This is a genomic window from Coriobacteriia bacterium (genome assembly GCA_041658765.1).
Taxonomy (GTDB): Bacteria; Actinomycetota; Coriobacteriia; order Anaerosomatales; family JBAZZO01; genus JBAZZO01.
The window spans coordinates 152,920-179,000 of record JBAZZO010000003.1; the positions used below are offsets into that span (position 1 = coordinate 152,920).

Annotated in this window: 29 protein-coding genes, 1 tRNA gene and 1 riboswitch; of the genes, 7 read left to right on the forward strand and 23 right to left on the reverse strand. The window is 70.1% G+C overall.

Going from position 1 to position 26,081, the window contains the following annotated elements:
• Positions 1-10: 10 nt before the first annotated feature.
• The 17 genes from WC971_03290 to WC971_03370 form a co-directional block, all read right to left on the reverse strand.
• Complete coding sequence (locus WC971_03290; GenBank protein ID MFA5843836.1) at positions 11-1,258, reverse strand: hypothetical protein; 1,248 nt, start codon at positions 1,256-1,258, stop codon at positions 11-13.
• Between the two features lie 46 nt (positions 1,259-1,304).
• Positions 1,305-2,255 (reverse strand): hypothetical protein, encoded by a 951-nt coding sequence (locus tag WC971_03295; GenBank protein MFA5843837.1) that lies wholly within the window; start codon positions 2,253-2,255, stop codon positions 1,305-1,307.
• 22 nt (positions 2,256-2,277) lie between these two features.
• Complete coding sequence (locus WC971_03300; GenBank protein MFA5843838.1) at positions 2,278-3,189, reverse strand: cytochrome b/b6 domain-containing protein; 912 nt, start codon at positions 3,187-3,189, stop codon at positions 2,278-2,280.
• Positions 3,190-3,373: 184 nt separating this feature from the next.
• A complete protein-coding gene (locus WC971_03305; GenBank protein MFA5843839.1) occupies positions 3,374-3,619 on the reverse strand; it encodes a DUF3343 domain-containing protein in 246 nt (81 codons plus the stop codon).
• A complete protein-coding gene (locus WC971_03310) occupies positions 3,616-4,776 on the reverse strand; it encodes an aminotransferase class V-fold PLP-dependent enzyme (GenBank protein MFA5843840.1) in 1,161 nt (386 codons plus the stop codon). The genes WC971_03305 and WC971_03310 overlap by 4 nt, the downstream gene beginning before the upstream one ends.
• Positions 4,777-4,786: 10 nt before the next feature.
• Complete coding sequence (locus WC971_03315) at positions 4,787-5,272, reverse strand: MogA/MoaB family molybdenum cofactor biosynthesis protein (GenBank protein ID MFA5843841.1); 486 nt, start codon at positions 5,270-5,272, stop codon at positions 4,787-4,789.
• Complete coding sequence (locus WC971_03320) at positions 5,269-5,754, reverse strand: MOSC domain-containing protein (GenBank protein ID MFA5843842.1); 486 nt, start codon at positions 5,752-5,754, stop codon at positions 5,269-5,271. The genes WC971_03315 and WC971_03320 overlap by 4 nt, the downstream gene beginning before the upstream one ends.
• Positions 5,751-6,245 (reverse strand): cyclic pyranopterin monophosphate synthase MoaC, encoded by a 495-nt coding sequence (gene moaC / locus WC971_03325; GenBank protein MFA5843843.1) that lies wholly within the window; start codon positions 6,243-6,245, stop codon positions 5,751-5,753. Before moaC ends, WC971_03320 begins: the two co-directional genes overlap by 4 nt.
• A gap of 1 nt (position 6,246) precedes the next feature.
• Positions 6,247-7,272 (reverse strand): GTP 3',8-cyclase MoaA, encoded by a 1,026-nt coding sequence (gene moaA, locus WC971_03330; GenBank protein ID MFA5843844.1) that lies wholly within the window; start codon positions 7,270-7,272, stop codon positions 6,247-6,249.
• Positions 7,272-7,781: a molybdopterin-guanine dinucleotide biosynthesis protein B gene (mobB, locus tag WC971_03335; protein ID MFA5843845.1), complete on the reverse strand. Its 510-nt coding sequence runs from the start codon at positions 7,779-7,781 to the stop codon at positions 7,272-7,274. Before mobB ends, moaA begins: the two co-directional genes overlap by 1 nt.
• Positions 7,781-7,999, reverse strand: a complete 219-nt coding sequence (locus tag WC971_03340; GenBank protein MFA5843846.1) for a hypothetical protein — start codon at positions 7,997-7,999, stop codon at positions 7,781-7,783. Before WC971_03340 ends, mobB begins: the two co-directional genes overlap by 1 nt.
• The gene (gene glp, locus WC971_03345) at positions 7,996-9,234 is read right to left on the reverse strand and encodes a gephyrin-like molybdotransferase Glp (protein ID MFA5843847.1); all 1,239 of its coding nucleotides are present in this window, start codon (positions 9,232-9,234) and stop codon (positions 7,996-7,998) included. Before glp ends, WC971_03340 begins: the two co-directional genes overlap by 4 nt.
• Positions 9,231-10,637, reverse strand: a complete 1,407-nt coding sequence (gene fdhD, locus WC971_03350; GenBank protein MFA5843848.1) for a formate dehydrogenase accessory sulfurtransferase FdhD — start codon at positions 10,635-10,637, stop codon at positions 9,231-9,233. Before fdhD ends, glp begins: the two co-directional genes overlap by 4 nt.
• 28 nt (positions 10,638-10,665) lie before the next feature.
• Entirely contained in the window at positions 10,666-11,772 is a 1,107-nt protein-coding gene (locus WC971_03355; GenBank protein ID MFA5843849.1) for an ABC transporter ATP-binding protein, read from the reverse strand.
• A gap of 3 nt (positions 11,773-11,775) precedes the next feature.
• Entirely contained in the window at positions 11,776-12,483 is a 708-nt protein-coding gene (locus WC971_03360) for an ABC transporter permease (protein MFA5843850.1), read from the reverse strand.
• Positions 12,484-12,496: 13 nt separating this feature from the next.
• A complete protein-coding gene (locus WC971_03365; GenBank protein MFA5843851.1) occupies positions 12,497-13,360 on the reverse strand; it encodes a substrate-binding domain-containing protein in 864 nt (287 codons plus the stop codon).
• Positions 13,351-13,491, reverse strand: a riboswitch (molybdenum cofactor riboswitch). (Overlaps the previous gene by 10 nt.)
• Before the next feature lie 41 nt (positions 13,492-13,532).
• On the reverse strand, positions 13,533-14,420 hold the full coding sequence (locus WC971_03370; GenBank protein ID MFA5843852.1) for a selenium metabolism-associated LysR family transcriptional regulator: 888 nt from the start codon (positions 14,418-14,420) through the stop codon (positions 13,533-13,535).
• 134 nt (positions 14,421-14,554) lie between these two features.
• On the opposite strand from WC971_03370, the gene WC971_03375 reads away from it, so the two are divergent.
• From WC971_03375 to WC971_03395, 5 genes are read left to right on the forward strand one after another with little or no spacing between them, the layout of a single operon-like run.
• Complete coding sequence (locus tag WC971_03375; protein MFA5843853.1) at positions 14,555-15,355, forward strand: energy-coupling factor ABC transporter permease; 801 nt, start codon at positions 14,555-14,557, stop codon at positions 15,353-15,355.
• A complete protein-coding gene (locus WC971_03380) occupies positions 15,355-16,155 on the forward strand; it encodes an energy-coupling factor transporter transmembrane protein EcfT (GenBank protein ID MFA5843854.1) in 801 nt (266 codons plus the stop codon). The genes WC971_03375 and WC971_03380 overlap by 1 nt, the downstream gene beginning before the upstream one ends.
• The gene (locus WC971_03385) at positions 16,152-17,012 is read left to right on the forward strand and encodes an ATP-binding cassette domain-containing protein (protein MFA5843855.1); all 861 of its coding nucleotides are present in this window, start codon (positions 16,152-16,154) and stop codon (positions 17,010-17,012) included. Before WC971_03380 ends, WC971_03385 begins: the two co-directional genes overlap by 4 nt.
• Before the next feature lie 35 nt (positions 17,013-17,047).
• Positions 17,048-17,350: an AbrB/MazE/SpoVT family DNA-binding domain-containing protein gene (locus tag WC971_03390; GenBank protein MFA5843856.1), complete on the forward strand. Its 303-nt coding sequence runs from the start codon at positions 17,048-17,050 to the stop codon at positions 17,348-17,350.
• A complete protein-coding gene (locus WC971_03395) occupies positions 17,351-17,746 on the forward strand; it encodes a PIN domain-containing protein (GenBank protein ID MFA5843857.1) in 396 nt (131 codons plus the stop codon). It abuts the gene before it with no gap.
• Here the strand turns inward: WC971_03395 and WC971_03400 are convergent.
• From WC971_03400 to WC971_03425, 6 genes are all read right to left on the reverse strand, one after another.
• Entirely contained in the window at positions 17,743-18,939 is a 1,197-nt protein-coding gene (locus tag WC971_03400; protein ID MFA5843858.1) for an FprA family A-type flavoprotein, read from the reverse strand. The genes WC971_03395 and WC971_03400 overlap by 4 nt on opposite strands.
• A gap of 65 nt (positions 18,940-19,004) precedes the next feature.
• Positions 19,005-20,012 (reverse strand): polyprenyl synthetase family protein, encoded by a 1,008-nt coding sequence (locus WC971_03405; protein ID MFA5843859.1) that lies wholly within the window; start codon positions 20,010-20,012, stop codon positions 19,005-19,007.
• 30 nt (positions 20,013-20,042) lie between these two features.
• Positions 20,043-20,843 (reverse strand): iron export ABC transporter permease subunit FetB, encoded by an 801-nt coding sequence (gene fetB, locus WC971_03410; protein ID MFA5843860.1) that lies wholly within the window; start codon positions 20,841-20,843, stop codon positions 20,043-20,045.
• Entirely contained in the window at positions 20,840-21,517 is a 678-nt protein-coding gene (locus WC971_03415; GenBank protein MFA5843861.1) for an ATP-binding cassette domain-containing protein, read from the reverse strand. The genes fetB and WC971_03415 overlap by 4 nt, the downstream gene beginning before the upstream one ends.
• A 7-nt stretch (positions 21,518-21,524) precedes the next feature.
• Positions 21,525-23,168, reverse strand: coding sequence for a hypothetical protein (locus WC971_03420; GenBank protein MFA5843862.1), 1,644 nt, complete (start codon positions 23,166-23,168; stop codon positions 21,525-21,527).
• A gap of 90 nt (positions 23,169-23,258) precedes the next feature.
• Positions 23,259-23,355: transfer RNA gene (locus tag WC971_03425), tRNA-Sec, on the reverse strand.
• Positions 23,356-23,999: 644 nt separating this feature from the next.
• On the opposite strand from WC971_03425, the gene WC971_03430 reads away from it, so the two are divergent.
• Positions 24,000-24,665 (forward strand): response regulator transcription factor, encoded by a 666-nt coding sequence (locus WC971_03430; GenBank protein MFA5843863.1) that lies wholly within the window; start codon positions 24,000-24,002, stop codon positions 24,663-24,665.
• Entirely contained in the window at positions 24,652-26,055 is a 1,404-nt protein-coding gene (locus WC971_03435; GenBank protein ID MFA5843864.1) for a HAMP domain-containing sensor histidine kinase, read from the forward strand. Before WC971_03430 ends, WC971_03435 begins: the two co-directional genes overlap by 14 nt.
• Positions 26,056-26,081 lie beyond the last annotated feature (26 nt).

A 26,081-nucleotide genomic window follows, 5' to 3' on the forward strand; every position in this document is an offset into this window, starting at 1 on the left:
GTTCACTGCCTCACCGGCTCCAGGGCAGCCAGCCCTTCACCGCGGCGACTATGCGCGCGAGCGGGTTCTCTTCGCTCGCCTGCACCTTCTGATGTATCAGCGAACCGGCCTTCGCGCCGAACGACTCCTCCGAACCGCGATGGCACTTTCGGCAGGTCGCCGCCACCTGTTCCGGACTCACCTTCGAGGACGCGTCCGACGAGGGCAGGATGTCGTGCGCCCCGTGACAGTCCCAGCACGCCGGCGCATCCGGAGCGCCGCGCTTGTACGCGGCACCATGGTAGTAGTCGTCGTACGAATCGTACTTGTCCTTGTGGCACCGGGCGCACACGCGCAACGCGGAACCGTGCAGCGCCGCCTTCCCGACCGCTGTGTCGAGCCGCTGGATGTAGTGTCCTCCGTGGCAGGAGGAGCACGTCGCGGTCTTGAGGTTGCCTTCGATGAGCTGTTGACCGTGGATGGACTCCACGTACACGCGTCTGACTTTCTCGTGGTCGTGGCACCCCTGGCATGCGAGCGCCGCGTTCACGCTCCAGACCTTCGTAGAGTCGAGATTGTCGTTGTACTTGAAGTCGACGTGGCATGCTCCGCAGGTGAGCGAACGGTGTGCCGAAGCGTCGACTCCGGTGACCTGGTAGGACTTGAGACCGGTCGGGGAGACGCGGGTCAGGTTCTCGTTGCCGTGGCAGACCTCGCAACCGTTGCGCGCGTCGAAGGTGAACTCCTTCGTCGTGCGCCAGATGATCCCGTCGCGGTCGTGGCAATCGTCGCACCACGCCTTGTCGTGACACATCATGCACTTCGTGCGGAGCTCGCGCTCGCCCGGTACGACGTGAGGCGTCTTCACCCAGTCCCACGTATGGAAGGAGGGACGCAGGCGTTCGCGGGGCGTGCGATGACAGTCCTTGCACTCGCCCGCGGCGATGAGGCCCTGAGGTCCGTGCCGGAGGTTGTGGCAGTTCCAGCACTCCGGCATCCTCGGCACAGCGGTGCCCTCGGGACGGTGCGGGAACGCCGTGTGGCAACTGCTGCACGCGATGAGCAGGTGGTACGCATGCTTGAAGATGATCTCCGAGCTCTTCGAGTCGGCGATGCTCGCATGGCACGGAAGACACTTCTCCGCGAAGACCACACCGCTGATCTCGATCGTCTCCGCCGAAGCCGTCGCAGGCCCGACGAGCAGCGCCGCGAGGGACATCCCGGCGAGCACCAGCGCCACCCGAAAGCCGGTGCGCTTTCCTCCTGCCGCTGCCTTCATCCCTTACCCCTTCCTTCCCCGGCCACGGATGCCGGGCCCCATCTCGCTATGTCACCCAGGACCGGACCGTGCCGAAGATGCCGCCGATGCGGCGTCTCGCGGCGCGGATGAACGAGTAGACCGGGTTGCGCGAGAGCGCCTCCCCCCTGCGATGGATGATCGTCGAGTAGCTGAGGTACTCGTCGTTCACGTTCCGATGACACTGCCCGCACGTGAGCGCGATCCCGGTCTCGTTGAGCCGAGACCGTCTATCGCTGGAGGGCAGGACGTCGTGCCATCCGTGACAGTCCCAGCAAGCGGGGGCGTCGCTCGCCCCGCGACGGTAGGCGGAGCCGTGGTAGTAGTCGGCGTAGCTGTCCCAATAGTCTTCGTGACAACGTCCGCAGATCCGTCGGCCCTGCGCGTGCAGGCTCGCCTTGCCGTCGGGGTTGTCCTTCAGACGCTCGATGCCGTGGGAGCCGTGGCAATCGCCGCAAAGCGGCTTCTGCAGATCCTGGTTCTCGATCTCCGCGCTCGAGTCGGCGGTCAGGCTGTGGACTCCCTGGCCGAAGGCCTGGAAGGCGTCCTTGTGGCAGTTCTTACAGGCGAGCTTCGCTGTCCGGCGCCAATCGGCGTCCGTTCGGTGCGGCGCTGAATACGCGAAATCGACGTGACACCCCGTGCACTGGATCTTGCTGTGCGCGGAGCCCTGCATCACCGCCTCGTCGACCCAGTAGCTGATGAGCGCACCCGAACGGAGACGGACCAGGTTGCGGTCGCCGTGGCAGACGAGACATCCCGACTTGCCGGCTGTCGGCAGCGTGAAGTCCATGTCGTAGCGGCCCGCGGCGGGCGTCGTCGTCTTCGCTCGCGCCGCGGCCTTGGGCTCGGAGGTGCGAGTGCTCGTCACCGCCGCCGAAGCGCTCTTCGAAGGGACGGCGGCGGCCGGGACCGCGCACGACAACGCCGCGGCCACTAGGGCCGCGGTCGTCAGCGTGACACTAATGACACGGGACACCGGTCCATCACCTTCGCGTAGGTCACTCCGCCTCTGTGAGCACGGACGGGGACACGTGGCCGGCCTCCGGGGCCGGGAAGGCCGCCTCTGCCGAGAACGCCGGTGCCGTGTGCCCCGGGGGCTCCTCGTGACCTTGTCCCTCGCCGTGGTCGGCGCGGCCGCGGTCGAGGAAGTTCAGCCCGAAGAAGTTCAGGAACGCCGGTAGGTCCTCGCTCACCGAGAGGTAGACATGGATGGTCGTCAGGATGATGAAGAGCCAGTTCAGCACATAGTGGACCATTCGCGCGTACCAGCCGGCGAGGTCCACGCTGCCGACGAGGGCGCCCAGCCACCAGCCGAGCAGGAGTTCCCTCGGGCTGTGCCCGAAGATGAACGGCTGAGTGAGCAGCGCGAACCCCGTGAGCGCCTGTGCGAACAGCAGCGGAGCGAAGATGATGTATGTCGACTTCTGCATGACGTTGTACTTGCCTAGATGCGGCTTCGAAGGCTTGACGAAGATGTAGTACATGAGCACCTGCGGCATCGTCACCAGGTCGCGCCGGGTGATGGCGAACTCCTTGTAGTCGCGCTGACGCGCGCGGAAGGCGTACCACAAGCGCCACACGAGGTTGATCGTCACGACGATCATCGCGATGTAGTGGACCCAGCGCATCGCGGTGCGGCCGCCGTTGAAGAACGGGAACCGGATGTACATGCCGGAGAAGCCGAGCAGGATCATGCAAGCCACGTGCTGGAAGTGAAGGAACTTGGGCAGCCACGGTATCTCCGGACCCTCGTGGTGCGGCCACTCCCAGTTCACGAAACGCCGATACGCCCGCTTCGAGAGGATGTTGCCGAAGAAATGGCATGCCAGCGCGATGACTATCACCGGATAGAGCGTGGTGAAAATGACATCGAGCCAGACGTTGATCTGTGTCAGTGCTATCGCTGACACCCCCTTACCCGAGTGGAGTCTCCGCGACCGTCACCAGGTCCTGCGCGCCTGTACGCCGGAGGCTTCGCGGACGGCCGTGCGAGTTTGTAACTCTAGTTACGCACAATAGTGACCGGCCGCAGAGGTGTCAACGCGAAGGCGGCGGTCCTTAAGACCCGAAAGCGACGAACGGTCGTCCCGTCACTCACACATCCTCCCAGGCCAGCGGCCCGCTCCAGGGGACTCCCGCAAGGTCGAGCGCGGTCCGAGCGGCGGTGTCGTCGTCGCGCGGCACGCGCATCGCGATACCGCAGTGAGCCCCGAGAGCGTGCGGCGTCGGGACGGGGACGACGCCGACGGATGCCGCACGCAGCGCCTCCTCTCCCCGCAGCGCCTCGTGGGTGGAGGGGAAACCGAAGACGACGAACGGTCGCGTCGCGCGAGCGCTCACGAGACGAGGTCCCGCAGCGCCCCGATGACGAGGTCCACATCGTCGTCAGTCGTCGACCAGCCGAGACCGAGACGCAGCGCCCCCTTGTCGATCGTCCCGAGCGTCCTGTGCACCCAGGGGGCGCAGTGAAGGCCGGCTCGCACGGCGATGCCGTAGCGCTTGTCGAGCAGGAAGGCGAGCCTGTCCGCATCCACCTGGTCGTGCGTCATGGTCACGATCGGGACGCGCGGCTCGCCGGGTACGGGGCCGAGCACGCGGAAGCCGCCGATCTCAAGCACAGCCTCGTGCAGCCTGGCGGTGAGACGCGCCTCGCGGGCTCGAACGCCGTCGCCCTCCTTCGCGAGGAAGGCCGCGGCGGCGCCCAGACCCGCGATGCCGGGCGTGTTCGGCGTCCCTGACTCGAAGCGCTCCGGACGGCTCGAGGGCTGTTCCGGCGAGGCGGACGAAGCGCCTCCCGTACCGCCTTCGACGAGGGGGACGGGCTCGCAGGACGGCGACAGGCAAAGCAGCCCGATGCCCTGCGGCCCGAGCATCCCTTTGTGCCCGGAGACCGCGTACGCGTCCGCGCCGATCGAGGAGAGATCCACGGGAAGATGTCCGCAGGCCTGCGCCCCATCGACCACCATCAGCGCGCCGGCGGCGTGCGCGATGTCGGCGAGGTCGGCCACGGGCTGTATCGCGCCGGTGACGTTCGATGCGTGCTGACAGACGACGAGGCGTGTCGGCGCGGCGCGCACCGCCGCCTCCACAGCGTCGGCGTCGACGAGGCCGTTCGCGTCCGCTTCGACCACTTCGACCGCGACGCCGGCGATGCTCGTGGCGTGCAGCGGACGAACCACCGCGTTGTGCTCGACCGAGGATACGACCACCCTGTCCCCGGGTCGAAGCAGACCCTTGAGCGCCAGGTTGAGCGCGTATGTGCAGCCCGGAACGAAGATGACGTCTCTCAAATCGGGCACACCGAGGAGAGACGCGCACGCTCCGCGGGCACGGTGCACGAGGCGTGAAGCGGCAAGCCCCATCGCGTACGCGCCGCGGCCGGGACTCGCGCCGTGGACGGTGAGGGCGTCCACGACAGCATCGACGACGGGACGCGGTTTCGGCCACGACGTCGCTCCGTGGTCGAGATAGACCGTCGTCTTCGGTGGGCCTCCCATGCCCGCGCCCCTAGCCGTGACCGCCGCCGGCCATCATGTCCGCCGCGTGCTCGAGCTGGTCCGCGACGAAGCCGAACGCCTCGCGCGCTCCCTTCTCGCTCCCGGGAAGGTTCACCACGAGGGTGAGACCGCGCTGTCCCGCCACGCCCCGCGAGAGCATCGCCCTGCCCGTCACCTCGAGGCTGCGCGCCCTTATGGCTTCGGCGATCCCGGGCACCTCCCGGTCGCAGGCGGCGAGCGTCGCCTCGGGTGTGACGTCCCGCGGCCCGAGTCCGGTCCCGCCGGTCGTGAGAACGACGTCGGCACCGATCCCGTCCGCCGCGGCGACTATCGCGCACGAGACGGCCTCCACATCGTCGGGCACGATCTCGCTCGAGACGACCGTCCAGCCGCGACCTTCCGCGAGCGAGACGAGCGCGGCGCCTGCTGTGTCGGACGCCTCTCCCGCGGCGCGCGAGTCGGAGCATGTCACGACGGCGACGCGAAGAGCGCTCACAGCGACCCTTCTTCCCGGTCGCACGTCCCGTCTCCTAGGCTCTCGACCCGGACCTCGTCGCCCACGCGCACGTCACCCGGGACGCGGACGACCGCGAATATGCCCTCCCGCGGCATGACGCAGTCGCCGGCCTGATAGTAGATCGCGCACTTCGTGTGACAGACCTTGCCGATCTGGCTCACCTCGATCAGGGAGTCCTGTCCGACACGCAGAACCGTGCCTATCGGCAGCGAGACGAGATCGATCCCGCTCGTCGTGATGTTCTCGGCGAAATCGCCGGGCCCGACATCGAGCCCCTTCGCGACCATGGTGTCGATGGACTCCTGAGCGAGCAGGCTCACCTGCCGGTGCCAATCGCCCGCGTGAGCGTCCCCCGCGAAACCGCGGTCGAAGACGAGCTCGCCGCATTCTCCAGGCGTCTTGCGTACGGTCTTGCGCTCCGAGAGGTTCACGGAGACCACGACACCGGCGTCCACGCTCATGTCGCCTCCCCGCGCACCCATGTCCCGGACCGGCCGCCTTCCTTGCGAAGCAACATCACGTCCGAGACGACCATCCCGCGGTCGACCGCCTTGCACATATCGTACAGCGTCAACGCAGCTACCGAGGCGGCGGTCAGCGCCTCCATCTCCACGCCCGTGCGGTCGAGGGTCTCGGCGGTCGCCCGCACCCGCACGCCTCCCGTCTCGGGCTTCAGATCGACAGCGACGTGCGTCAGCGAGAGCGGGTGGCACAGCGGGATGAGCTCCCATGCCCGCTTCGCGGCCATGATGCCCGCGAGCCGCGCGGCGGCGAAGACGTCGCCCTTGGGGGCAGCGCCCTCGGCGATCATCGCCAGCGTCGTCGGCGCCATCTTCACGAACGCGCCGGCCACGGCCAGGCGGTGCGTCGGCGGCTTCTCCGAGACGTCGACCATGCGCGCTGCGCCGTTCGAGTCGACGTGCGTGAGACCGCCCACGGCTTCCTCTCCCATATCATCCTCCGATCTGAGACATGCGCCGAGAGGTCCCGACGCGCATCGCATGGCTCTCGGGCTTCGCCGCGAGCGCCTGCCTCACGAGCGCGCGCAACTCCTCGCGGTCCGCGCCGCGCCGCAGGGCCGCGCGGGCGTCTATCTCCTCGTCGCTGAAGAGGCAGAGACGAAGCCTCCCGTCCGCGGTCAGCCGCAGACGGTTGCACTCGCCACAGAAGTGGTGGGACAGCGGCGAGATCACCCCGAGCGTACCCCGAGCCTCGGGGAAGCGGTAGTAGCGCGCGGGCCCCCATCCACCGGGCGCGTCCTCGCGCCCCACGGGCGTGAGGTCCCCGAGGCCGGCGGCCGCGCCGGCGGCGCCCAACCGCTCGAGGATCTCGTCGGCCGGCACGTGGTCGTCGCGCGTCCAACCCGTCACGCCATCGGCCGGCTCGGCGTCGCTCGCGTCGTCGCCGACCGGCATGTACTCGATGAAGCGCACGTGGAGCGGCCTGTCGACGGTCAGGCGGGCGAACGCCGCGAGATCCTGCCCCAGGGAGCGAACGACCACCGCGTTGACCTTGATCGGATCCATCCCGGCATCGAAGGCGGCTTCGATGCCCGCGAGCGCGTCTTCGAGCCGGCCTCCGCGCGTGACCCGCGCGAACACCTCCGGATCGAGGGAGTCGATCGACACGTTCACGCGCCGCAGGCCGGCGTCGGCCAGCTCGCGGGCGAAGCGCGGGAGAAGCGTCCCGTTCGTCGTGAGCGCGATCGACTCGAGCCCGGTGATGTCGCGCAGCCGCCTCACGTGGTCGACGATGCCGCGGCGCACGAGCGGCTCCCCTCCGGTGATGCGGATCTTCGAGATGCCCTCCGCCACCGCCGCATCGGCGAACCGCTCGATCTCCTCGTACGTGAGGATCTCGCCCGGCTCCCTCCAGGAGACGCCGTCCGGCGGCATGCAGTAGACGCACCGGAGGTTGCATCGGTCGGTGACCGAGATCCTCAGGTAGTCGATGCGGCGTCCGAACGCGTCGGTGCCCATCAGAGATCGCCACCGGAGAGGAACGTCCGCTCGATGAGGTCGGCGACGGCCGCGTGATCGTCGAGACCGAACACGGGGGCGTCCCCCGCGGCGAGGTCCGGGGCGTCGGTCACGAGCGCGAACAACTCCTCGGGCCCGCTCACGAGCTCGTCGGAGCGGGCTCGCCGCGCGACCTCGATGCGCACTCTGGCGACGCGCTTGAAACCTTCGGTGAGGAGTATGTCGACGTCGCCCGCGGCCTGCGCGAGTTCGTCGAGCGTGCGCTCGCGGTCGACCGACCGCACGAGAGCGAGACGCGTGGGCGAAGAGACCATCGCGACGTGGGCTCCGGCGCGCGCGTGGCGCCACGAGTCCTTCCCCGGCACGTCGATCTCGACGTCGTGGACATGATGCTTCACGGTCGCGACGCGCCAGCCGCGCCCGACGAGCACGCGCACGAGCCCCTCGAGGAACGTCGTCTTGCCCGAATCGCTCTTGCCGACGATCGATATGATGGGAACCTGCCGCACTAGAAGCAGCCGAGGTCGCAGTTGTGCACCTTCACTCCCGCGCGGTCGGCGGCGGCGCCGGCGACCTTGTAGGGCACGCCGAGGTCCTCGGCGAGTCTGCGCAGCACGGGGCACGTGACGCGCCCGTCGACAGCCTTCGCCTCGACGGCTTCGACCAGTTCGGGGGTGACGGCGTCGGCCCAGCGCGGGTCGACGGTCTTCTCGCTACCGGAACTCATGATGGGGTCCCTTCTTCCATGTCGAGACGGATGCAATCCACGAGCGCGCCCTCGGAGTAGGAGCCTTCACCCTCCGGAAGCACCATGAGGCAGTTGCCTCTATGAGCTGCGGTGAGCAGCGCGGACGACTGGCTCCCGGCGAGGGAGACCTCGAAGCCGTCCGCGATGCGCAAGAGCGAAGCGCGCATGTAGTAGCGGCGGTCCTGCTTCTTGCGCACGTCGTGAGCGAGCCGAGCGGTCGTGCGCGGCCGGTCGAGCGAGGCGAAGCCCTGCATGAGGCGCAGCGCCGGACGGACGAAGACCTCGAATCCGACGAACGTGCTCGTCGGGTTCCCGGGCAGCCCGAAGAAGGGCACGCCGCGGATGGAGCCGAGCGTCTGCGGGTTGCCCGGCCGCATGGCCACCTTGCAGAAGGCGAGCTCTCCGATCTCCTCGAGCACGGGCTTGACGTAGTCGAAGTCGCCGACGGAGACCCCCCCGCTCGTCACGATGAAATCGGCTTCGCCGGCGGCGCGCAGGAAGGCTTCGCGCGTGACGCCGGGGTCGTCGGTCACGACCGGGTACCGCAGCGGGACGCCGCCCGCGGCCAGGACCTGCGCCGCGATGGAGTACGAGTTCGAGTCGCGGATCTTGCCCGGTCCCGGCGTCTCGGCCACGTCGACGAGCTCGCTGCCGGTCGCCAGCACCGCCACGCGCGGACGGCGGAAGACCGATGCCTCGGCATGACCGGTCGAGGCGAGCAGGCCGATCGCGGCCGGCCCGATCACCTCGCCCGCGCGAAGCACCACATCCCCCGCGAGCACCTCCTCGCCGCGGCGGCGCACGTGGTCGCCGGCCTCGGCGCCGTGCAGGACGCGCACCGTCCCGCCGGCGCCGCCATCCGCTTCGCCGGGCTCGGTGCGCTCGACCATCACGACGGCGTCAGCGCCGTCGGGCATCGGCGCGCCGGTCATTATGCGCGAGACCTCGCCTGTGCCGAGCGCGACCGTGGGGCTGTCGCCCGCCGCGATGTGCTCCACGACGCGCAGCGTCACAGGGGCGCCCGCCGTGTCCTGGGCTCGCACCGCGTAACCGTCCATCGCCGAGTTGTCGAAGGGAGACACGTCGATGTCCGAGACCGCGTCCTCGGCGAGGACGCGGCCGAGCGCTTCGAGCAGGAGCACGCGCTCCTGCGCGAGCCGCGCCACGCGAGCGAAGACGAGCTCGCGGGCTTCCTCGACACTCATGACGTTCATGGACGGCCCTCCGTCGTGCGCACCCGCTCCGGATGCGTGTAGACCACGAGCTTCCCTCCGCGCGCGTATCCGACGAGCGTGATGCCCAGCTCGCCGGAGATCTCGGCGGCGAGGTCGGTCACGGCGGTACGGGACACCACGATAGGTACCCGGGCCTTCGCCGCCTTCACCGCCATCTCGTAGCTGATCCGTCCGGTGGTGAGCAACACGGCGTCGCCCGTCGACAGGCCGTCGAGCCAGGCGCGGCCGAACAGCTTGTCGAGCGCGTTGTGCCGTCCGACGTCTTCCCGCAGCAGTACGAGCGCGTCTCCGCGGGCGAGAGCGCAGGCGTGCATGCCGCCCGTGTCGCGATAGGCCGCGGCCTCGCGCGACATGAGGCGCATGAGCCCGTAGAGAGCGTCGGCGTCGACGGGGCCGCCGCCATCGACGTGCTCGAGGTCGCGCGCATGCCCCACGGAGGAGAACGTCACGCCCGTCCCACACCCCGACGTGAGGTACCGCGTCTTGTGGACGAGGTCGTCGGGGACGGACTCGCTGCTGGAGACCCATACCATCCCGCGCTTCGTGTCCGCCTCGACACTGCGGAAAGCGGCGCGGTCGGCGAGGAGCCCTTCGGAGACGAGGAAGCCGACGGCGAGTTCGTCGAGGTCGGCGGGGCTCGCCTGCACCGTCGCGACCTCGACGTCGTTGAGATGGATGGTGACGGGGCGCTCGCTCGGCAGACCGCGGGGACGGCGCGTCGCGGTCTCGAAGACCGACAGTCGCACCGGCGCCTCGGGACCGAGCGGCGCCGAACCGTCGCGGACCTCTGCAAGGTCTTCGGGCGTGTTGACGTTCACGAGACTGCGAAGATCGGGATCGACGGCGCGCAGGTCTTCGACGGAGACTTCGACGACCGGTACGCTCCCGAAGAGCGTGACGAGACGGCGACGCCCCGTCGCGAGCGCTTCGCGCGCGGCCTCGAGGCATTCGACGTGATAGAGCGCGAGAAGCGGTTCGGGGCCCTTCTCCGTCACGGGAACGACTATGCGCGCACCGTCGCGAGCGGCCCACAGGGCTCGCACGACCCCAGCGCTCAACCACGGCATGTCCGCGGCGACGGCCAGCACCCAGTCGTCGCTCGCGTTCGCGAGCGCGGTCACGAGCCCGCCGAGCGGTCCTTGGTGCGCGACCTCGTCGACATGGATCTGCACGCCCGCGGAGAGTCCGGCGTCCTCGACCGCCTCGGGGCGGTTGGTGACCACCATCGTGTGCGCGCACACTCCCGCGACCACCTCGACGACTCTAGCCAGCAGCGATTCACCGTCCACGGTGAGCATCGTCTTGTCGACACCCATGCGCAGGCTGCGGCCCCCCGCGAGCACAGCGGCGGTGACCGGGATGCGGTCGTCGGTCGTATTCACGTCAGGATCGCCTCCTCGTACCATCGCTCTACGGTACCGCGAGGGCGCTGAGATGCGCCACGCGGACCGCCGTCGCCTTGAAGACCGCGAGCACGGGAGACCCGGGTGCGAGCCCGAGTTCGCCGACCGCCGCACGCGAGACGCTGGCAGCAAGGCGCACGCCACCGACATCCACACCCACCTGGAAGGTCGCTCCCCTAGGAGTCACTTCGACGACCACCGCCTGAAGCCGATTGCGCGCCGACGAGACCGGCGGCACCGACCACGGCTCGAACAGCAGCACATCCTCGGGACGCACACCGAGCGAGACCGCGGAACCGACGGCGACGTCGGCCACGGCCGCGATGGTCGCACCGCCGCAGTCGACCTCGATGAGGCCGTCGAGGGACGACACGACAGTGCCGAGGAGCGCGGGCGCCACGCCGAGGAAGGACGCGGTCCACGGATCGGAGGGCACCCCGACGACGTCGTCGGCCGCGCCCTCGGCGACGATGCGGCCGCCGTTCATCACGGCGATGCGGTCGGCGACCACCAGCGCCTCGTCCTGGTCATGCGTGACGTAGAGGGTCGTCACGCTCTCGCCGCGCAGGATGTCGGCGAACTCGCGGGCGAGCCGTCGCTTCAGGAGCGGGTCCGCCGACGCGAGCGGTTCGTCGAGCAGAAGCACCCGCGGCTCGACCGCGAGCGCGCGGGCGAGCGCGACTCGCTGCGACTCTCCGCCGGAGAGCGTGGCGACCGACCGGTCGCCGAAGCCCGAGAGCCCGACTCGGCCCAGCGCGCGCTCCACCGCGTCTCGCCGCCCGCCGGTGTCGGCGCCGCGAAGCCGCAGACCGTACGCGACGTTGTCGGCGACAGTCCCGCGCGCGAGCCACGGCCGCTGGAAGACGGCGGCCATCGCCAGGCGCGCGTCCCGGTCCCTGGAGGTGACGGCCCGCCCGCCGAGGAGTACCCGGCCGGCGTCGGGCTTCTCGAGGAGCCCGAGCAGGTGCAGCAGAGTGGACTTCCCCGAGCCCGACGGCCCGAGCAACGCGGACGTGGTGCCCGCCGGGACCTCGAAAGCAGGGACGTCGAGTGCGAACCCTCCGCGGAACGCCAGTCGCAGACCTTCGCAGCCGATCGAGACAGGGGAAGCCATCGGCTATCCCCTCTCCCAGCGCTCGCCGGACGTCTGCAGCCCGGTGAGCGCGATGTTGACCATCACGACGAGGAAGAGCAGCACGGCGCCGAGCGCGAGAGCGGCGCCGTAGCGGCCCATCCGGGAGTACTGGACGATCGCGGTCGTCATGACGCGCGTCTCGCCCGCGAGGTTGCCGCCGACCATCATGACGGCGCCGACCTCGGAGATGATCGCGCCGAAACCCGCCGCGACCGCGGCGACGAGTCCCATCCTGGCCTCGCTCAGCGCGAGGAGCGCCTCCTGCACCGGCCCCGCCCCCAGGGAGCGCGCCTGCAGCCGCAACTCCCGGGGCACGGCGGCCACCGCGGCGGCGGATACCGCCGCGACGACCGGGAAAGCGATGATCGTCTGGGCGATGATCATCGCCGGACGCGAGTAGAGCAGCCCCAGGCCGCCGAGCGGTCCGCGTCGCGACAGCGTCATCGCGACGACGAGACCGACGACGACCGGCGGCAGCCCCATCCCGGCGTTCGCGAGGACGAGCATGGCGCGGCGCCCGAACGAGCGGCGCGTTCCCAGCACGTATCCCGCGGGGATACCGAGCGCGAGAGCGAGGACGGCGGCCGTGAGCGAGACGCGCAGCGACGTCGCGACGACGCCCCACACGTCCAGGTCTCCGGAGCGCAGCAGGACGATGCCCTCCCGCGCCGCGTCGACGTAGATGCCCACGACCGCCTCTCTCCTACTTCGCGTTCGGGATGAAGAGCTGCTGCCCGTACTTCTCGACGCCGTACGAGCCGACGACCTTCTGCCCCTCGACGCCGATGATCCAGTCGGCGAACACCTGCCCGCCGGCCTGGTTCTTGGCGTCGGTGACGACGATGACGCCGTACTGGTTGAGCAGCGACTTGATGCCCTCGAGGAGGACCTCCATGTCGACCGTGTCCTTCATGGAGAGATAGGTCGCGCGGTCGACGAGCGTGTAGCCGCCCTTCTCCGAGGCGACCTTGAGGGTCTCGCCCATGCCCTGGCCGGTCGAGAGGTACCACGCGCCCGCGGGCTCGATCCCCGCCGCCGTCCACAACTTCTTCTCCTTCTTGTGGGTGCCGGAATCGTCGCCACGCGAGACGAAGACCGCCTTCGCCGCGACTATCGCGTCTAGCGCGTCGGTGGTGGTCTTGGAGCCCGCGATGCCCGCGGGATCGGCGGCCGGACCGACGATGATGAAGTCGTTGTACATCACGTCGCGGCGCTCGACGCCGAAGCCGCTCGCGACGAACGACACCTCGTCCGCCTTGCTGTGGACGAGGAGGACGTCGGCGTCCTTGGTCTCGCCGAGCTTGAGCGCTTCGCCCGTGCCGACGGCGATGACCTTGACCTTGTACTGCGGGAACGCCTTCTCGAAAGCCGGGATGAGCACGTCGAAGAGGCCGGAGTCCTGCGTCGAGGTCGTCGACGCGAGCACGAGCTCGGTCAGCTCCGGAGTGGGCTTCCCGGTCGTGGGGGCCGGTTTGGCGGCACACCCCACCACAGAGAAGAGGAACACGGCGGCGAGCAGGACACTCGCCGCGCGCCTGAGGACAGGCGCGACGGTACGATGGTGCATGTGCGTCTCCTTTCCGAGCGCGGGAGGCCGGAGGGTTTCCCCACCGACCCTATCGGTCCGGGCTCCATGGCCGTGGCGCCTGCAGGCGCGCCGTGGCGGTAGGCTCACCGGACTCGGAGAGTTATGCGCCGCGCTATCGCGCGGCATGGCGACAGGATAGCACGCCCGCGGGTCAGAGCGTGTCGCGCAGGTGGTCGAGGAACGCCTCGGCGGCACGAGTCGGAGTCGTACGCGGCACGACCGTCCACAACGGGCGCACGACCGGGAAGTGCCCCTCCGAGACCAGGGCGACGCTTCCGAGCTCGATCGCCTTGCTCGCGACCCAGCTGCTCACGACTGCGAGTCCGAGACCGCCCTCGACGGCGCTCACGATCGCCTCTCCCGTGCCGAGCTCGGCGACGACCCGCAGCTCGCCGGGGTCGAGCCCCGCCCGGCGCAGAGCGTCCTCGGAGGCGATGCGCGTCCCCGAGCCCTGCTCGCGAACGACGAAAGGCTCCTCGGCCAGCGCCGAGAGCTTGACGCCCTCGGTGGTCGCGAGCTCATCGCCGGGCGGGCAGATGAGCACGAGGTCGTCGCTTCCTCGTTCCTCGTACGCGACTCGCTCGCCCGGCATGCGGGCGCCGACCATTCCCAGCTGCGCCTCCCCCTCCTCGACGGCGCGCACGACCGCGGCAGTGTCCATTACGCGCAACTCGACGCTGACGTCGGGATGGTCGCGAAGGAACGCGCCGAGGAGCTTCGGCAGCACGTACTGACCCGGCGTCGTGCTCGCAGCGATGACCAGATGGCCCGAGACCGTTCCCGCGAGGTCGACGATAGCCTCGCGCGCGGCCTCGATCTCGTCGAGGACCTTGCGTGCGTGCGGCAGCAGCAGGCGTCCTGCCTCGGTAAGCTCGACCCGGCGGTAACGGCGCTCGAGCAGCGCCGCGCCGAGGTCGGCCTCGAGGCCCTGGACCTGCATGGTGACGGCCGGCTGAGAGACCCCGGTCACACGCGCGGCCCCGGAGAACGAGCCGTGCTCCACGACGGATACGAACGCGCGCAACTGCGGGATGTTCATGGCCCCTCCTTCGGGATAATGATACCTGATACCGCGCGAGACACAGGGCGCGCGGCCGGACGCCCGCCGCCGTGGTACATTCCGTGGCTAGGAGTGGGAATGGTTCCCACCGGGAGAGCGCGGAAGGCGGGCCTGTGTCGCACATCCACATCCCCGACGGCGTGCTCCCCGCTTGGCTGTGGGTGTCGGGATGGGCGCTCGCTCTCGGTCTGGTCTGGCTGGCGTCGCGGCGCGCGGTCGCGACCGACGCCCGACGCCGCGTGCCGCTGCTCGGGGTCGTCTCGGCACTCGTGCTGGTCTCGATGTCGAGCGAGATCGTGCCGCTCGCGTACCACGTCAATCTCACCGTCGTCGCCGGCGTTCTGCTCGGACCGTGGCTCGGTCTGGTCTCGGCGTTCGTGGTCACTCTCGTGCTCGCCCTCCTCGGCCACGGCGGCGTCACGGTGGTCGGATTGAACGCGCTCCTCATCGGAGCCGAGATGGTCGTCGGGGGGACGCTCTTCCGGCTGCTGGCGGGCGCAAGCGCGAGTTCGCGCCGCGTCCGGGGCGCGGCGGCCATCTCCACCGTGCTCACGCTGGCCATGACCACCGCCGCGCTCGTCGGCATCGTCGCGCTGGCCGGCTCGAGCCTGGCCGGCGGACGCGAGACGGGCGCGCTCGACCCCGGGAGCCTGCGGTTCGACAACCCGTTCTCGCACGGAGTGGTCGCTGTGAACACGCTCCGCGGTGAGAGCGATGCGCCCGCGCGCGGCATGTCCACGCGACGCTTCGCCGCCGTCGTCTTCACTCTCGGCCCCCTGGGCTGGGCGATCGAAGCGGCGGTGACCGCCGCTGTCCTCGGCTACGTGGCGCGCGTGCGACCCGGACTCGTCCTGGCCGCCGGACCGGCGCGCGGCGAGAAGCGCCTGCCTAGCCACGAGCGGGGGCGGCGCTGATGCGCGTGACCGCGGTCGACGCCGTCGCCGTGGGTGGCCGGTCCTGGCTACACCGCGCCTCGCCGCGCGCCAAGGTCGCCGCCTTCGCGCTCGTGCTCGTCGCGGTGGTCGCCAGCCGCAACGTGCTGGTGGTCGTCGCCGCGGGCACCGCGCTCGCCGCCGTGGCCGTCTCCGCGCGGCTCCCCGGCCGCATCGTCGGGCCCCTCGCCGCATACCCCGCGGTCTTCGCGCTGGCCTTCGCCTTCGCCGCCGCGCCGGACGTCCTCACCGCCGCGCTCTTCGTCGCCAAAGCCGCGACGGCGGCGCTCGCGGCGGTCGTCCTCATGTCGTCGACGCCATACCCGCAGGTCTTCGCGCTCGTCCAGCCGGCCGTGCCGGAGGTCGTCGGTGACGCGTTGCTGATGACGTACCGGTCGCTGTTCCTGCTCGCCGACGAGTTCGCGGCCGTGCTGCGCGCTGTCCGCCTCCGGTCGGGCCTGCGCGCCTGGCATCCACTGCGTTCGGCTCGCGCGAGCGTCCAGTCGCTCGGCGCGCTCGTGCTCTACGCACTCGACCTCGCGGAACGCGAGTACGACGTGATGCGCCTGCGCGGTTACGAGCGCCGGCTGCGCGTCGCGCTCCCGCCCGCGGACTCGCCCACAGTCGACGCCGCACTCGTCGTCGGCGCCGTCGCGGTGCTCGCCGTCGCCGCCGCTTGGCGGCTGGCCTGGTCGATGCTCGGCCCGTACAGCTGGCTGCCACCGCTCGTCGCGCTCGCATGCCTCGCTACCGCCGCCGTCATGGGAAGGAGACGCCCGTGAACGTCGCGTCCGCCGTCGAAGAGGTCGTTCGCGTCTCGTGCGTGCGCCACCGCTACGAGGACGGCACCTCGGTCCACCTCTGCGGCCTGGACTTCGTGGCGCCGCGCGGCTCGCGCGTCGCCATACTCGGTCCGAACGGCGCGGGGAAGACCACGCTGCTCTTCCATATCCTCGGACTGCTCGAGCCCCAGGAGGGTCACGTCACCGTCTTCGGAGTCGAGCCCGCGAAGCGATGGCGAGAGGTGCGCCGGCGTATCGGGGTCGTGCTGCAGAACGTCGACGAGCAGCTCATCGCCCCGACCGTGCTGGACGACGTCGCGTTCTCGCCGCGCCAGTACGGCCTGCCCGAAGCGGAGTGTCTCTCCCGGGCGCGGACCTCGCTCGACCTCCTCGGCGTCGGCGACCTCGCCGCGCGCGTGCCGCACGACCTTTCCGGCGGAGAGAAGCGCAAGGTCGCGCTCGCAGGCGCCCTGGTGATGGACCCCGAGCTGCTCGTGCTCGACGAGCCTTTCGAGGGTCTCGACCCGGCGGCGCGCGGCGGCCTCGTCGAGCTGCTCGGGCGGCTGTCGGCCGAGCGCGGGACGACGATCGTCCTCTCCACGCACGACATCGACTCGGTCCCGGAGTTCGCCGACTTCGCCTACGTGCTCGCTCCCGGCGGGCGTATCGCGCTCTCGGGCACTCCCGCCGACGTATTCGCCCGGCCGCGCGAGCTCGCCGAGAGCAACATCACGCCGCCTGTGCTCGCTGAGCTCTTCGCGGCGCTGCGCGAGCGCGACGCCGGCGCGCCCGGCCCCGAGCTGTCGGTCGCCGAAGCCGCCGACGCGATCGTGCGATGGCGGGCAGGGATCGAGTGATGTCCGTATCTCTGATATACTGATTAACCGAAGAGGTGATCGGGGTGTCCGAGTACGTCCGCATCGGCAAACGCGGGACGGTCGTCATCCCCGCGCAGGCGCGCCGTCGCTACGGTCTCGACGAGGGTACGATGCTCGTCATGGAGGAGTCTCCCCAGGGGCTGCTCCTGAAGCCGGCCCACGCCTACGAGGTCGAGATCTACACGCCCGAGCGCACGGCCGAGTTCATGCTGAACAACGCGGTGAGCGCGACCGAGTTCGACGCGGCGCTCGTCGAGGTGCGCGCGATGGGGATCGACCCGGAGTCGCTGTCGCACCAGCCGCGCCCGGCGTCGTAGATGGACCGGCTCTTCCTCGACGCGAACGTGCTCGTCTCGGCGGCGCTGAAGCCGGACTCGGGACTTACCGCGCTCTGGCGCCTCGATGGCGTCCGGCTGCTCGCTTCCCCGCACGTCGTTGTCGAAGCGCGCCGGAACGTGCCCGACCTGGCGGCCGCTACGCGACTCGGATCGCTCCTCACAGCACTCGCCGTCCTGCCCGTCGAGCCGGCAGACTTCCGTATCGACGACGACCCAGGTCTGCCCGACAAGGACCGGCCGGTCCTCCTCGCCGCGATCGTGTCCAAGGCTGATTTCCTGCTCACGGGCGACATCTCGCACTTCGGGACGTGCATAGGGCGAACGATCGCTTCGGTGCGGATTTCACTCCCTGGTGACTATCTGCGAAGCCGCTAGCCCTTCTCCACGACCGCCTTCCCGATCTCGCGGCCCCAACGCGCAGCGGAGTCGAGGTCGGCGCCTGTCGGGCGGAACTTCACAGCGAGAGACTCGAACGGAAGCTCGAACCCGATGGCGGCGAGACGGTCGCCCATCTGCTTCGAGGCGCCTCCGCCCCAGCCGAACGAGCCGAACGTCGCGGCGAGCTTGCCCGCGGGCCTGAGCCCTTCGAGCCACGTGAGATACCCCGAGACGCGGAAGAGCATGCCGTGGTGGAGTGTGGGCGAGCCCAGGACGAGAGCGCGGGCGTCGAGAAGCTCGCGGGTCACATCGGCGATCGCGCTGCTCGCGAGGTCGAAGACGCGCACGTCGACCCCTTCCGCCGCGATCCCGTCCGCGACGGCGGTCGCGAGCATCGCGGTCGAGCCCCACATCGTCGAGAACGCCACGACGGCCTTGCGCTGCGTCTCTCCGGAAGTCCAACGCCCGTAGGCCGCGATCGCGGCGCCGATCGGATCGGCGCCGCGCCAGATCACGCCGTGCGACGGCGCGATGGTCTCGATCTCCCATCCGGTCGCCACGACCTTGCCCACCGCATCCGCGACCTGCTTGGTGAGCGGCATGAGGATGTTCGCGAAGTAGATGCCGAGCTGCTCGAGCGCGAGGTCGATACCGACCTCGTCGGCGAACCGCTCGGAAGAAGCCATGTGCTGGCCGAAGGCGTCGTTGGGCAGCAGTGCGCGCGACTCGGCGCAGTAGGTGAACATCGAGTCGGGCCAATGGACCATCGGCATCGGCAGGAAGCGCAGCGTCTTGCCTCCGAGGTCGATCACGGCATCGGCGCCGACGACGTCCGCCGCGAGTCCCTCGTGGTACTCGGCGATGCCGGCGACCCCGGCTCGCGACGCGACGCACCGCGCGTTCGGGCACGCCTCGAGGACCTCGCGCAACCCGCCGTTGTGGTCGGGCTCGACGTGGTTGACGACGACGAGTGTCACACGCTCGAGCGGGACGACCGTCCGGACGCGATCGAGCAACTCGGGGACGAAGCCGGACTTCACCGTGTCGACGAGAGCGACGCCACCGTCGCCGACGACGAGGTACGCGTTGTAGGTCGTGCCGCGCGGCGTCTCGTAGCCATGGAAGTCGCGCAGACCCCAATCGATCGCGCCGACCCAATGGATGCCGTCCGCAACAGGTACCGCTCGCATGGCTGCCTCCTCGCTTCTCGGACGCTCGCTCGCGTCGCACGGGGAGAACGTACCCGAACGGGAGCCTAAGCCTGTCTCTTGACGAAGAAGTCCGCCATCGACCGGAGCAGCTTCTTCGCGCGGGTCTCGGGAAGCGCTATGTCGAGCGCCGCCTTCGCGTCGAGAACGAGGCGATCGGCGTACCCGCTCGCATACGCCAGCGAACCCGCGTCGCGCATGATCGCCACGGCCTCGTCGAGGAGCGCGCCGTCCGTGACTCGCTGCGAGAGCAGTTCGAGAAGGCGCCCGCGGCTCGGGGAGTGCTCGAGCGCGTGGATCGCGACAAGCGTGCGCTTGCCCTCGGTCACGTCGGAGCGGAAGTCCTTCTTCGTCGCCTCCTTCGTCCCGGCGAGGTTGAGAACGTCGTCCTGGATCTGGAAGGCGAGCCCCGCGGCCATGCCGAACGATCTCAGCGCATCGATCTGCTGTTCGTCGCCCCCACCGATGATCGCTCCGACGGCGAGCGGCACCGCGCCCGAGTAGTACGCCGTCTTGTGGTTCGCCATCACGAGGTAGTCCTCGCACGTGAGGTCGAAACGGTCGTCGCGCGCCCAGCCGATGTCGAGCGCCTGGCCCTCGATGGTGCGCGTCGTCATGTCGACGAGCTCGGCGAGCACGCGCAGCTTCACCGAGTCGACCAGTCCGGGATCGTGCACGACCGTGCCGCACACGAGCGAGAGCGCGAGGTCTCCCGCGTTTATCGCCAGCCCGGCACCCTCGGTGACGTGCATGCACGGCTCGTCGCGGCGCGTGAGGCTCGCGTCCTCGATGTCGTCGTGGACGAGCGCAGCCGTGTGGAAATGCTCGATGGCGGCGGCCGAAGGCCACGCCTTCGCCGGGTCGCCTCCGACGGCCTCGCACGCGAGCAGGCAGATGAGAGGCCGGTGACGCTTGCCCGCGTTCGTCGAGAAGGTCGCGAGCGGCCCGTAGAGGTAGCGCACCATGTCCGCGTGTATCCCGTTCGTGAAGAACGTGGCGAGATACGCGTCGAACCGCTTGGCGGTCCGGTCCAGGTACAGCTCGAACGGGGTCATCCGGCTCCTCGGCGATGCGCGCGCGGGCGCCTAGCGACCACCCTCGCGCAGTCCCCTCTCCAGGTAGACGCCGTCGGGAGTGAACCGGCGGCGATACGACAGTAGCACGGCGGACATGGAGCCGACAGCGGTCGCCGTGCTCACCATGAGCATCACGACGATCTGGTACTTCGTCGCCTCGAGCGGGTCGGCTCCGGCGAGTATCTGCCCGGTCATCATGCCGGGGATGAAGACGATGCCGACCGCCGCCATCGCGTTGACCGTCGGGATGAGGCCCGCGCGAAGCGCGGTGCGCACGCTGCCGTGCGCGGCCTCCCACGGCGTGGCGCCGAGCGCCGTGAGCGCGAGGACCTCGCCTGCGCGCGCATCGAGGTCGGCGAAGACGCGCTCGAGCGCGAGGGCGATGCCGGTCATCGAGTTCCCGAGTACCATCCCCGCGATGGGGACGACGGTGCGCGCGTCGTACCAGACGGGCACGCGTATGACGAGCGCGGTGACGGCGAACGTCACGATGAAGCCGGTGAGCGCCATCGATGCGGCAGCGGAGCCGAACAGCCCCGGCGGAGCGTCGGGCGCGCGCTTGAGGATGATGCGCGCGGCGGCGAGCGTCATCAGCAGCATCAACCCGACGACGATCCACCACGTCTGGAAGCGGAAGACCCACCTGAGCACCAGGCCCAACGCGAGGAGCTGCGCGTAGGTGCGCACCGTCGCGAAGGCGAGGTCCTTCACGAGGCCGAGCGAGAGCGCGAAGGAGAGCGCGCCGGTGACCACGATGAAGCCGGTGGCCAGAGCGAGCTCGAACCAGCCGATCGGGACGACGCCGCTCATCGCGCCACCGCCGGAGCGAGGTGCCCGCCCGCGAGGCGGAAGCGGCGGTCCGCCGCGTCGTCCACTCTAGCGTGGCGAACGCGCACCGCGGCGCCGCCGGCCTCGACGAACGCGCGCGTCGCGTCCGTCACGAATGCGGCGCTCGCGTCGTCGAGGCTCGCGTCCGGCTCGTCGAGCAGGAGCACCCGCGGCGACGTGAGGAGCACGCGCAGCAGAGCCACCCGCGCGGCCTGCCCCACTGAGAGCCGGGACGCGTCGCGCTCGGGCGCCACATCGCTCAGGCCCAGCCCGTCGAGTGCCGCCCGGAGCGCGACGGCGGCGGGCGGGGCGGCGTGGGCGCGCACCTTCAGGCGCCAGGGCAGCAGCAGGTTGTCGGCGACGCTCCCGACAACGAGCGAGTGGACCTGCGGCAGCAGCGCCACGGTCGCCCGCCACGCTCGCGGGTCCCATTCGGAGGCCGGACGCCCCAGAAGCTCGAGTTCGCCGGTCGCCGAAGGAAGGAGCCGCGCGAGAGCGAGCAGCAGGGTGGTCTTCCCGGCGCCGGAGGGGCCGACGACGTCGACGATCTCTCCCGAAGCCAGTGTCAGGTCGATCCCGTCGAGTACCCGGACATCACCGGCATCGCCGGGTCGCGCGGCTCGAAGCCTTCTAGCCTCGAGGAGCGCCGCCCCCATCCGCCGTCTACCGGACCGACAGACGCCGCTCGGGCGCGTACGTCGCAGCATGCGCGCCGTCGGCGGGGTGGTACGCGACGATGCGCCATGTCCCCCGATACGGGAGGGTGACGCGGCCGGAGTAGCGCGTGTAGGTCGAGTAGTTGGCGTTGACCGCGTAGACCGTCGCGCGCAGGACCCAGCGGCCGGATTCGTACCGCGAGCACAACAGCCTCACGGACCGCGCGCCGGCGGTGTGACGAGGACGGAGGAACCCCGCGACGGTGAACGTCCGGGCGCGATACGCGACCGAGGGAACCGTCGGCGCGGGCAGGTACACACGCGGTGTGACGACCGCGGAGGCAGCGGCGACCGGGGCGTCGAACGTGTCGCCCGGGAAAGCGAGCCGGTACCAGGTGCGCCGCGAGGGTGCGGCCGTCGCGGTGTATGTGCCGAGGATCGAGGAGACCGCGGCGGAGCTGGCAGTCCAGCGCACCCCGTCGGACGAGGACTCGAGACGCACGGCGCGGCCGCGGGCGGGCGCCCCCGACGGGTCGCTCAGATGCGCTGACAGCGTGACGCGCGCGCCGTACGCGACGATCGCGGGCGGACGCGATGCGGACATGGTGAGTGTGCGGCGCGCGATGTTGCCGGTCTGCGCGCTCCACGTGAGCCCGCCATCCGCCGTCGCGAGGACGACGTTGTCGCCGACCGCCCATCCGTGCCGAGCGTCGGAGGCGAACCCCACGGCGCGCAGGCTGGCCGTCGTGCCGGAAGGACGCGCCGTCCAGGACGTGCCGTCGAAGCGGAGTATCGTCCCCGCGTCGCCGACGGCGACGCCGTGCGAAGCGCCGGTCATGCACAGACCGTGGAGATCGGCTCCGCCGGAGATAGCCGGAAGCTGAGGGCTCCAGGAGCCGCCGTTGGACGTCACTTGGATGACGCGGCCGGTGCCCACGGCCCAGCCGTGGGTGGCGTCGACGAAGTCGATCGCATCGAGCCGCTGCGCGGTACCCGAGTACCCATACGACCACGTGGCCCCGCCGTCGTCGGTGCGCACGATCAGCGAACGCGTCTGGTTCGTCGTCGCCGCCCATGCGTACGCCGTGACCCACACGGTGTCTCCGACCACGTCGAGCGCGAAACACTCCGTGTCGGTCGCCGCGGGTTGCTCGTCACCCGGCGCCTGCGAAGATACGCCGCGCCAGGATTCAGTCCACGTCACGCCACCGTCGGTCGTGCGGTAGACGACGCCGAGGGTGATCGCCGAGTCCTGCCCCACGGCCCAACCGTTCGACGCATCGGTGAAGCGGATGCCCAGCACGTGGATGGCGTTGTCCGCGATGGAACGGGAAGACCAGGTGAGCCCGCTGTCTAGCGAGGCGCGCAGGGTCCCGTCCCACTCCCCGCCGGCCAGCAGGCCGGAGGTCCCGAGCCCAGCCAACGCGCGCAGACGGCCTGCGGAACCCGTGGCGCGTGGCGTCCAGGTCGATCCGCCGTTCGAAGTGACCAAGGCCATCCCGCCGTCACCGACGATCGAGGCGTGGTTGGTGTCGCGTACCACCAGCGCGTCGAGCCACGAGGCACTGGCTACGACCGGCGCCGCGGCAGCGATGATGGCCGCGCCGACGAGTGCGATGAGGATGCGGGAGATACCATTGTGTCGAGTCATGGCGCGAGTATACACCCGTCCCCGGCCGACTCTTATCGAAACGCGGACGCCGCCGGCAGGTGTTCGCGGCGGCGTCCGTTCGATCCCGCGTGGCGGAGGCGCGTGCGGATCGAACGCACCCAGGACGCTCTTCACGCCCCACTACGGTTTTGAAGACCGCGGAGCCCACCAGGACCCATCCGCCTCCATCGCGGTATTCTCCGGGGGTCGGGCAGGGGTGTCAAACTCGAGCGCTGCTCGGGCGACACGGCCAGGACGCCGTTATGAGAGCGTTCTCATCCGGCTCTCATGTACACTCGGCGCGATGGAGCCATAATGGTCGGGACAGGAAGACACGCCTCGGATGGGAGCCAACCGGATGCGCCGCTCGTCGACGATGCGCTTCATCGCGCTCGTGATTGGGTCCGTCCTCACCCTCGCTGGGTCGGCGTGGGCGGCCGGTCTCGTCTTCGACGGTCCCACTCCTTCCGCACACGACCTCCCCACGCCGATCGTCGGACCATCGAGGCCGGCGGCCCCCGCCCCCACGCGCCCGGCCACCGGCCCGCGCTCCCAGGAACTCACCCGTCCTGCTCGCGCCGCCGCGCCGGCGGCCGCACCCGCACGCTCCGCGGCACTCACCGCACCCGTGACACGCCACGGCCCCCCGCCACGCCCGTCTTCTGCGGTACGCCCCAGCGCCGTCCGTCCGGACCAGACGCACACCGCCGCGACGAGCCACCCTGTGGACGAAACGCCCTCTGACGGGAACGTACTGTACGGAGCAAGCAGCGTGCACGAGGTGATCACACCACCGGTGCGCGAGAGCGAAGACCGAGAGCGGGATGTCCAGTGCGGATCCTCCTTGTCGAAGACGAAGACCGCATCGCCTCTTTCATCGTCAAGGGACTAGGGGCTGAGGGACATAACGTCGAGCGGGTCTCCGGCGTCGGAGAGGCTCATGCTTTCCTGGACTCCGGTCCGTTCGACCTCGTCCTCCTCGACCTGATGCTACCCGACGGCAACGGCCGCGACGTTCTGACGCGACTGCGCGCAACCGACACCGCGACCCCCGTGCTCGTCCTCAGCGCCCTCGGCGACATCGACGGGAAGGTCGACCTCCTCGACCTCGGCGCGAACGACTACCTGACCAAACCGTTCTCCTTCGCCGAACTGGCCGCTCGGACCCGCGCACTCACGCGGGCGACGCAGGCGCGCTCGGACGTGATCGCGGTGAGCGGCCTCGAACTCGACACTCGCGCGCGGACCGCGACGCGCGACGGAGTGGAGACCGACCTCCCGTCGCGCGAGTTCGCGCTCCTCGAGTACCTCATGCGACACGCGGGACAGGTGCTCGGCCGACAGCAACTCCTCGACGCGGTCTGGGGGTTCAACTTCGACACCGACTCGAACGTCGTGGACGTCTACGTCGGCTATCTTCGCCGAAGGCTGGACCGTCCGGACGAGCCGTCGGTCATAGAGACCGTCCGCGGCGCCGGATACCGTGTCCGCCGCTAGGCTCAGCTTCTCGACAAGCGTCCGGGTCGCGCTCGCCGTGACCACGGTCCTCGCCGCCGGGGCGATCTCGATGGTGACGATCGGCCGCGTCGCGATCTCCAACCGTCTGGCCGACGACATCGATCGCACGCTCACCCGCGAGACGGCCGCCTTCGCCGCCGGTGTCGCCTCGACCGACGGCACCGAGGGCCTCATCGCCTCGGCGCGCACGTTCCTGGGGTCGCGCTCTTCGGCGGGCTCCGCATCGACGCCGATACTGCTGCTGCGTGTCGCCGATGGCCGCCTGGTCTCCAACGCCGCTCTCGCCCTGGAGACCGCTCCGGGGAATCGGACCCTCTTGCGGCCAGCGACCTCGCGCCGCGGTTTCGTGACGTTGATCTTCCAGAAGGAGCCGTATCGCGTCGCCGTCGTCCCGGTGCGCGACACCGCCGGCAAGACCGTCGCCGTTCTCGAGGCCGCGCTATCGCTCGCGCCTTCGAGACGCCTCGCCGCCCAGGTGGCGTGGACGCTGGCGGTCGTCGGAGCGCTCGTGGTGGCGGCGGGCGCCGCGCTCTCCGCGGGCGTGGCGCGCACGAGTCTCGCACCGCTGCACGCCGCCGCGCGAACAGTCGACCGCATCGGCCAGACATCGCTGTCGGAGCGGGTCCGATACGTGGGGCCGCCCGACGACGTCGGCCTGATGGTCGGCGCCGTGAACGACATGCTGGATCGCCTCGACAGTGCTTTCGACGAGCAGCGCCGCTTCGTCGCCGACGCCTCGCACGAACTGCGCACCCCGCTCACCGTCGTGCGCGGCCACCTCGACGTGATGTCGCACGCGGGCGGTCTCACGCACGAACAGGAGGAGACGCTCGCGCTCGTCGACGACGAACTACGGAGGATGTCCAGGCTGGTGGAGGACCTGCTCGCGCTCGCCCGGCTCGACGCCGGTCAGCCGCGCAAGCCCGTCCCCCTCGAGGTAGGACCTCTCGTCGACACCGCTCTCGCCCGCGCGAAGGCGCTCGGTGACCGATCCTGGTCCATCGACTGCGAGAGGGGCGTACGCGCGCTCGCCGACCCCGACATGCTCGGGCAGGCGCTGCTCAACCTGCTCGCGAACGCCGTCGCGCATACCTCGCCGGGGGGCTCGATCTCACTCGCCTACGGCTCCGAGGGTGACCGCGCGGTCATACGCGTCGCGGACGACGGACCGGGCGTACCGCCCCAGGATCGCCAGCGGATCTTCGAGCGATTCTACCGGGCAGCCGGTCCGCGCCCGGCTTCCGGCGGAGGCAGCGGCCTCGGTCTAGCGATCACGAAACGGCTCCTCGAGCTGCTGGGAGGGGAGATCCGCGTCGAGGAAGCGCCGAACGGCGGCGCCGTCTTCGTCGTGAGACTTCGGACCCCGTAAGAGACTCCTCACCGCTCGCTCACGCC